This is a genomic window from Pseudomonas sp. BJa5 (assembly GCF_030272875.2).
GTDB lineage: Bacteria > Pseudomonadota > Gammaproteobacteria > Pseudomonadales > Pseudomonadaceae > Aquipseudomonas.
Map to the genome: position 1 here is coordinate 1 of NZ_JALRNG020000144.1, position 276 is coordinate 276.

Genomic DNA, 276 nt, shown 5'->3' on the forward strand with positions numbered 1-276 from the left:
CATTCAGGGTCGATGCCCGGAAATAGTCGAAACGGTTCACGCCGCCTCTCCCGACATCGGCCGGGGTTTGGCGCGTTTCTCCCCCAACGCCACCTCGGCGATGGCGTCGACGATATTGGTGTAGGCTCCGCAGCGGCAGAGGTTGCCGCTCATCAGCTCACGGATGTCGTCCCGGGTCTGGACATTCCCTTCGGCTATCATGCCCACGGCGGAACAAATCTGTCCGGGCGTGCAGTAGCCGCACTGGAAGCCGTCATGATCGATAAAGGCCTGTTG

Annotated in this window: 1 protein-coding gene; it reads right to left on the bottom strand. The window is 61.6% G+C overall.

Features of this window, described 5'->3' with window-relative positions; genetic code table 11:
• Window positions 1-36: 36 nt before the first annotated feature.
• Window positions 37-276, bottom strand: a 240-nt coding sequence (locus M2D63_RS25770; RefSeq protein ID WP_285865886.1) for a (2Fe-2S)-binding protein, incomplete at its 5' end; no start/stop codon positions are given.